Annotated in this window: 10 protein-coding genes and 3 pseudogenes; 10 read left to right on the top strand and 3 right to left on the bottom strand. The window is 41.5% G+C overall.

The genetic code is table 11. The features are described from left to right. Positions 1-979: transposase (locus tag FYJ45_RS06610; protein WP_195841699.1), on the bottom strand; the 979-nt coding region annotated here is incomplete at its 3' end. 185 nt (positions 980-1,164) lie between these two features. Between FYJ45_RS06610 and FYJ45_RS06605 the strand changes: the two genes are divergently transcribed. Both FYJ45_RS06605 and FYJ45_RS06600 read left to right on the top strand, forming a co-directional pair. Further along, on the top strand, positions 1,165-1,323 hold the full coding sequence (locus FYJ45_RS06605; RefSeq protein WP_195841698.1) for a hypothetical protein: 159 nt from the start codon (positions 1,165-1,167) through the stop codon (positions 1,321-1,323). Between the two features lie 235 nt (positions 1,324-1,558). Continuing rightward, positions 1,559-1,807 (top strand): hypothetical protein, encoded by a 249-nt coding sequence (locus tag FYJ45_RS06600; protein ID WP_154463961.1) that lies wholly within the window; start codon positions 1,559-1,561, stop codon positions 1,805-1,807. A gap of 27 nt (positions 1,808-1,834) precedes the next feature. On the opposite strand, the pseudogene FYJ45_RS06595 reads toward FYJ45_RS06600, so the two are convergent. After that, a pseudogene (locus FYJ45_RS06595) lies at positions 1,835-2,372 on the bottom strand (IS630 family transposase); the annotation flags it as partial. Here FYJ45_RS06595 and FYJ45_RS32600 point away from each other — a divergent pair. Next, entirely contained in the window at positions 2,336-2,608 is a 273-nt protein-coding gene (locus FYJ45_RS32600; protein WP_154463960.1) for a winged helix-turn-helix transcriptional regulator, read from the top strand. The pseudogene FYJ45_RS06595 and the gene FYJ45_RS32600 overlap by 37 nt on opposite strands. 141 nt (positions 2,609-2,749) lie before the next feature. On the opposite strand, the pseudogene FYJ45_RS06585 reads toward FYJ45_RS32600, so the two are convergent. Next, a pseudogene (locus tag FYJ45_RS06585) lies at positions 2,750-3,034 on the bottom strand (helix-turn-helix domain-containing protein); the annotation flags it as partial. Between the two features lie 187 nt (positions 3,035-3,221). On the opposite strand from FYJ45_RS06585, the gene FYJ45_RS32125 reads away from it, so the two are divergent. The 7 genes and pseudogenes from FYJ45_RS32125 to FYJ45_RS06560 all read left to right on the top strand — a co-directional run bounded on the left by FYJ45_RS32125 (position 3,222) and on the right by FYJ45_RS06560 (position 6,528). After that, on the top strand, positions 3,222-3,383 hold the full coding sequence (locus FYJ45_RS32125; RefSeq protein ID WP_330588573.1) for an SLOG family protein: 162 nt from the start codon (positions 3,222-3,224) through the stop codon (positions 3,381-3,383). 438 nt (positions 3,384-3,821) lie between these two features. After that, positions 3,822-4,235 carry a DUF3788 domain-containing protein gene (locus tag FYJ45_RS06575; protein ID WP_154463959.1) on the top strand — a complete coding sequence of 138 codons (414 nt, stop codon included), beginning with the start codon at positions 3,822-3,824 and terminating at the stop codon, positions 4,233-4,235. Positions 4,236-4,253: 18 nt separating this feature from the next. Then, the gene (locus FYJ45_RS06570; RefSeq protein ID WP_154463958.1) at positions 4,254-4,874 is read left to right on the top strand and encodes a CatA-like O-acetyltransferase, family 2; all 621 of its coding nucleotides are present in this window, start codon (positions 4,254-4,256) and stop codon (positions 4,872-4,874) included. Between the two features lie 75 nt (positions 4,875-4,949). Continuing rightward, a pseudogene (locus FYJ45_RS33090) lies at positions 4,950-5,078 on the top strand (dihydrofolate reductase); the annotation flags it as partial. A 30-nt stretch (positions 5,079-5,108) separates the two neighbouring features. Next, positions 5,109-5,489, top strand: coding sequence for a DUF6194 family protein (locus FYJ45_RS29480; RefSeq protein ID WP_195841697.1), 381 nt, complete (start codon positions 5,109-5,111; stop codon positions 5,487-5,489). Continuing rightward, positions 5,411-5,818 carry a pyridoxamine 5'-phosphate oxidase family protein gene (locus tag FYJ45_RS06565; protein WP_154463957.1) on the top strand — a complete coding sequence of 136 codons (408 nt, stop codon included), beginning with the start codon at positions 5,411-5,413 and terminating at the stop codon, positions 5,816-5,818. Before FYJ45_RS29480 ends, FYJ45_RS06565 begins: the two co-directional genes overlap by 79 nt. A gap of 104 nt (positions 5,819-5,922) precedes the next feature. Continuing rightward, complete coding sequence (locus FYJ45_RS06560; RefSeq protein WP_276924681.1) at positions 5,923-6,528, top strand: sugar O-acetyltransferase; 606 nt, start codon at positions 5,923-5,925, stop codon at positions 6,526-6,528. Positions 6,529-6,556 lie beyond the last annotated feature (28 nt).

Raw genomic sequence — 6,556 nt, 5'->3', positions numbered from 1 at the left:
TTTCTATTAAAAGGGCCAGCATCGTCAGCTTATGCCCTTTGTATTCCAGCTCCGGCACCCATTCCATATGCTGCTTCTCTTTTACCCTCCCTTTTCTCGGATATTCCCTCGCTATCTCCCGTTCCAGTTCCTGCAGTTCCCCCATTCCCTCTATCTCATGATATTCCTCCGCTATGGATGGAATACTCCCATCCTTATACCGGATCAGATAATGCCATTTGTTCTCTTTGCATTTCTTAAACACCGGTTCCGATGCATAAAGACTGTCTGCCAGCACACACACCGGCAGTCTTGGGTATTCCTGTTTCAGACGGCTTGCCAGACGGTGGAATGCCCTCGTTTCACAGTCATTCTTTTCTACGTCTTCTCTCTCATTTTCTATAAATTCTGTCCCCAGGCTGATGATAAGCCCTTCCCCCAATACCAGTTTTGCCTCTAATACATTATGGTAATAGATGGTCTTTTCTTCTTTGCTTCCTTTATTTAACGTCTTTTTCAGACAGTGTGCACAATGCCTCTCATGGAAATGGAATAGGCCTGTCGCATCGAAGATTACCAGCCAGTACTTCCCCAGAAATCTCGCGTCCTCAAATTTCCGTCTCCTCAGAATCGTTTTTATCATTCTTCTACGCAGGGTTTCCAGTTCTCCTGTATCCAGCTTTTTCAGGAACTCATTTACCGTTACATAATGCGGCAGAAATTCATGGCGCCCGACCCCCAGGAGCCTGCACAGGTTCTCCACACAGTTCTCATCATTAAATTTCTCTGTCATCCCCTGCATGGACTGGATGCTACAAATGTTCTTCATAATAACAGTCATCAGCATCACTTCGATTTCATATATGCTGGACTGGCGGGGATCTGACGTTTCACACAGCCATTGCGTGAATTCCGGGAAATACTGGCGGATTATTTTACAGAATGCTGCAAAATCTCTTTCATACAATTTTCTGTTTCTTCGTTGTTCAGCCCTTGTCACGATAAATTTTCTCCTTTGCGAAAAACTTTTTTTTATTTTATCATGCATCGGCTAAATCTTCAGTGCTTATCAGTAATTTTTGTGCGAGAAATTTTCGCCTTTCAGAGCTGATCAATAAGACTCCGTTACTTCCCATGCAGAACATTTTAAGAAACATTATAACAGCAGCTTCCAGTATAGGAGATTTGGGGGCAGAAGCATATAACTCCCTGGATGTGGTGCCGCCTTCTCAGTCTATCCGGGCTGCAACTATTGTAATCACAACGCTGCCTATTCTTGTGGTTTATCCGTTTGTACAGAAATACTTTGTAAAGGGGGTTATGGTCGGAGCGGTTAAAGGATAATTTTTTTATACAAGACTGATATGTTTTACTTAATTTAAGGAAAATATTAAAGTAATTTATGGAGAAAAAATGTTTCATTGGATTTGATGGGTATAGGGATGAGGTTTACCGCCTGATCCGTAAACGGACAATGCAGAATACTGAGTATTGGGATAAATTGGGGCAACTGGGCACTTTCCTGCAGGAATACAGCGGTAAAAGTACACGAAAACATTAGTAAGGCAGGTAAAGTTGCATGGAGGAAGAGATGACCAGTTATCTGGAGGACGTATGTACACAGGCGGTGGAGTTAAGAAATATGCTGGATTGGTATATAAAGACCGGAATGCTGAAGCAGATGAATAAATTGAGAGAAATCCCATTCAGAAAAGTAGTTTTCAGTGGCATGGGAAGTTCACATTATTGTGCTGCCAGCGCTGGTATTTATTTGAAACAGCACGGAGTAGAAAATCATGTTATTTCTACAGGAGAACTTCTTTACTAGTACAACGATCATTTAATAAGTACCACATTAAACAGACGCTGCATCAGCCTCTGATATTTCATTTATTTTATATTTCCAGTGGTAAACAACAGGTTCTTTGTTGAATTCATCAAAATACTGATAGATTCGTTCTACAAGTTCCTGTTTGGTTTTTACCCTGATACCGCGCAACATTTGTTTTGTCATTTTGCCAAAGAAGCTTTCTATCATATTTAGCCATGCTCCATGCTTTGGTGTAAATACAAATTCAAAACGTCCTTTGGGCATAGTTGACAGAAAACGTTTGGTTTCTTTTGATGTATGCGCTGAGTGGTTATCTAAAATAATTCTGATGGTGTCCTGTGATGGATATTTTTTGTCTAGTATTTTCAGAAATTCAATAAAATCAGAGCTTTTATGTGTATCACTTACTAATGGAATTGCTTCTCCTGTAAGCAAATTTTTGAATATAAGTTTTTGTAACTGTTGAAAGCCTTGGAAAGCCAGCTTCTTCCGCATGTTTCTGAATGTGTTTATGAAGCTTTGCTAATGTCCAAAGTTCCTGTGCATATCCTAATTCTACAGGCCATGACCAATATAACGGATGCTGTTTTGGCATCTACATTGAAGGAGCTGATGACAGTTGATGTTATTGGACGTATTAAATTAAACGAAATATCGACGATGACTGGATATAGCTTGATGGATAAAAGTATTTCTGTTGTGCCGATCCTGCAGAGTATTTGCAGATGGTCCGGCGCATACCATAAAGAGGATAGTAAAAACACATTATTGCAATGCCAAAAATGTGATTACATCTGAAAAACGATAAAATGGAGCAAGCAGGTATCCGTCACTGTGTTTGCTCCATTTTTTTCAGATAGCGCAGTGTGATGTTTGGTTGCGTCTACGGTGAAGTTTTGACCATGCAGATGATAAAAGGATAAATAAAGGACAATTCGAGCCGAGGAGATAAGCCATAGACTTGGGATCCAATTTTTTTGCCTCTTCGATAAAGTCCTGCAGAGCCTCTGGATAAGGGTTTCCTTCATCGAAGAATTCCTTCGGTGTTACGCCCAAATATTCACAGATGTAAAAGAAGGATCGCATGGCCGGAAGTGACTTTTTATTTTCGATGTTATTGATGTAGTTGTTGACTTGCCCCAACGACAATGACATGTCGCGTGCAGATACACCCTTTTGTGATCGCAATTTTGCCAGCCGTTCCGGGACAAAATCTTCATACATCGCCTTCACCTCCATTCTCTAATAGATTGTACCTCACACATGTGCTTTATTCGCAAAAACAAAAGGGGTGTTTACGTTGACCTGAAAAAATAAATCTACTATAATTAGGTAAAATGAAAAAATAGAACTATCGAACGAGGGAGATACAATAAAAGGAAAGACATGTTGTATTACCGGGCATAGGGATGTGCCTGATAAAGAGATTAACAGCATAAAGAAAGCTCTGCATCAGGAATTAAAAAAAGCAGTGGAGGACGGCTTCACTGTCTTTCTGTCTGGTTTTGCAGATGGTGTGGATCAATATTTTGCTGAGATTGTTTTGGAACTGCAGAAAGAAAACGGAACGTAAAACTGATTGCAGTGCTTCCATACCGTAGCCGTGTGGAAGGCTTGAATCGCAGGGTGCAAACAAGAGCTTTGCTGAGTGCCTGCACTGAGATTGTGGTAATTCAAGAGGAATATCAGCCCAACGTCTACTTGCAGCGCAATCGGTATTTGGTCGAGCATTCAGACCGCGTGATTGCTGTGTACGATGGGAGGGAGAAAGGCGGTATGGTGAAAACAATCCGTTTTGCACACCGTCTTCAGAAAGAGCTGCGTGAAATTCCAGTAGGATTAAACTTGGACAAAAAAAGGATAAATCTTGGATATGATCGTGTATAGTGGAAACGGAGTTGCAGTCTAATCCATGATAAGATGAAATTTTTAAGAGTTAATCTATAGGCAAATCACTAAGTGCGGGTTTGCAGATTATTAAAAGAGATATGGGAAAGAAGGGAAACCAGATATGCTTGATAAAATGCCAAATATGGACGATATGACCGCTTTAATTGGGCAGTCTTTATATGACGTGTGGCAAAAGCTATGCGCTGCGATTGATGAAAAGTACGATATGGACCGCATTTGGAACAGCGGCGGCAAGGCATGGACCTATGAATACAAATACCGCAGAGACGGAAAAACACTCTGCGCCCTATACGCAAGAGAGAACTGCGTTGGCTTTATGGTAATACTGGGAAAAGACGAGCGGGCGAAATTTGAATCCGGCCGTAGTGAGTATTCGGAAAGCGTCCAGAAGGTTTACGATGACTCAAAAACCTATCACGATGGAAAATGGCTGATGTTTGAGCCGGTTGATACATCTTTGTTTTCAGATTTCATGCGGCTATTAGCTATTAAGAGAAGTCCAAACAGGAAATAGAAGGTCGTGGAGGCGAAGATGGCAAAAAAGATAGACCCAAAACAAACAAAACGGGCAAAGGCTTTTGAATTATGGATGGATGCGCCGAATCCGATGGTGACATTCTTTAAGATCTTGGATGTTACGCCGCTGATCAAAATAAATAAGAAAAGGAAGCTGAAGTTTAATATGCTTCTTGACTATTGCATTGGCAAGGCGGCTTCAGGCGTAAAGGAGTTTTATATTCTCCCCGTCGGCCATGAACTGGTTCAGTACGATTCCATTGCCGTGAATACTATTGTGAAGAACAAAGAAGGAGAAGTCAGCTCCTGCGATATTCTCTTCACGGAAGATCTGGCGAAGTTCAATCAGGATTACCTGAGATACACCATGCAGGTTGCTGACAGCTGCGAGAACCGGGATCTGACGGACAGTATGGTGATTGGCACATCAGCAATCATAGATACAGAGATTGATGGAGCAGTCGGTATGAACAGCGGTATTTATAATAACCCATTTATCATTTGGGGCAGATACAAAAAGAAGCTGTTCAGGTACTATCTGACGATATCCTTTCAGTTTCACCATACGCAGATGGATGGTGCTCATGCGGGTAGGTTCTTAGCGAACCTGCAAAATGTAATTTATAAAATGAAATAGAGAAATAAAAAATTTCAAAATTTATCAGAAGGATTATAAAATGATAGGATTGATTTTGCGTTTTCTGGTGATACAAATATTTATATTGCAGGAGGATACGGTTTATTTAAAGAAGCTATAGTAAATGAATTTAATGTTGCTATCGATGAAACGTGTGGAGATGACATTAAATTTACAAGAACTATCTATACAAGAAAGAATTAGTCAGCTTCCAGTTATCGGGGAACTAAAGTCTTGACGGTAAAAGAAAAAGACGGCGAAAATGATTCAGGTTCTAATTTGGACAGGGATGAGATTTTCCGTGTGAATCTGGACGTTCACAAAGCGACTTTTCGCAAGCTGTTTGGTACGAACCCCAAACGGCCGGGAAAGGTTGAAACGGTCAGTATGCAGTATGATTTTTCTTCAACAGACTGTATTCTGCCACACCCGGTATATGTCTGGATGGGCTGGATATGTTCGCTGAGTCCATCGAAAAAAACATTTGGGGAACTGAAGCTGCTTATTCAGGAAACCTATGATTACGCAAGAGAGAAATGTGCAAAGAAAAAGCTTTCGTTTTTGTCGATAGCCAGACTGGAATTGCCACTACGGACCAAAACATTCCGTATGTGAGAACGGTGAATGCTTATTATGAGGATGGCTGTTTTTATATCATCACATACGCTGCGTCCAACAAGATGAAACAGATAGATCATAACCCCATAGTGGCGGTGGCCGGCGAATGGTTCACTGCGCATGGCAAAGGGATAAACCTCGGGTGGTTCTGTAAAAAGGAAAATCATGAAATGGCCCAAAAGCTGAGACAGGCATTCAGCGAATGGATTGATAACGGGCACAACAATTTTGACGATGAAAATACGATCATCTTATGTGTTCAATTAACAGAGCGAATTCTTTTCTCTCATGGCACGAGGTATGACATAGATTTCGCTGGAAACTGAAGCGAACTGAGAAGCTCAATCCTATTTTCTTTGCCTATGATGGCATGGAAATTATTGTGTGAACTGAAAAACGTAGATAGCAGAATTGAACAGGAGGTGTTTTTGTGACAGAGTTAGAAAAATGTATGGCTGGCGAATTATATAATTGCCATGATGAAATTTTTCTGCGATATAAGAAGCAGACAAAAGAGCTGCTTGACATTTATAACAAACTGACCTATGACCAGAAAGAAGAGAAAAAAGGGATTTTACATAAGCTGCTCGGTGGGATTGGAACAAACGTGTCGGTAGGGGCGCCATTCCTGTGCGATTATGGGTGTAATATTATTATCGGCAGCAATGTGTCGATCAATATGAACTGCTCCTTTATCGACTGTAATCAGATAAAAATCGGAAATAACGTCATGATTGCTTCCAATGTGCAGATTTATACGGCAACGCATCCCGTGGAACTGGCAGAACGCCTGACACCAGACTGGACCCCGGAGAGCGGAAAGCACTTTTGCCAGGTATATGCACTGCCCGTTGAGATCGGGGACGGGTGCTGGATCGGCGGTGGCGTCATCATACTCCCCGGGACTAAAATCGGGGCTGGCAGTGTGATTGGAGCAGGCAGCGTTGTTACCCGAGATATCCCGCCAAATTGTGTGGCGGTCGGAAATCCATGTAGAGTGATTCGCAGAATTAACGAGGAACCAAAACATGATTAAATTGGTGGCATTTGATTTGGATGGGACA

The sequence above is a fragment of the Eisenbergiella porci genome, from assembly GCF_009696275.1.
Lineage (GTDB): Bacteria > Bacillota > Clostridia > Lachnospirales > Lachnospiraceae > Eisenbergiella > Eisenbergiella porci.
The sequence above is the reverse complement of the archived record's forward strand: the minus strand, read 5'-3'. Positions and strand labels throughout refer to the sequence as shown.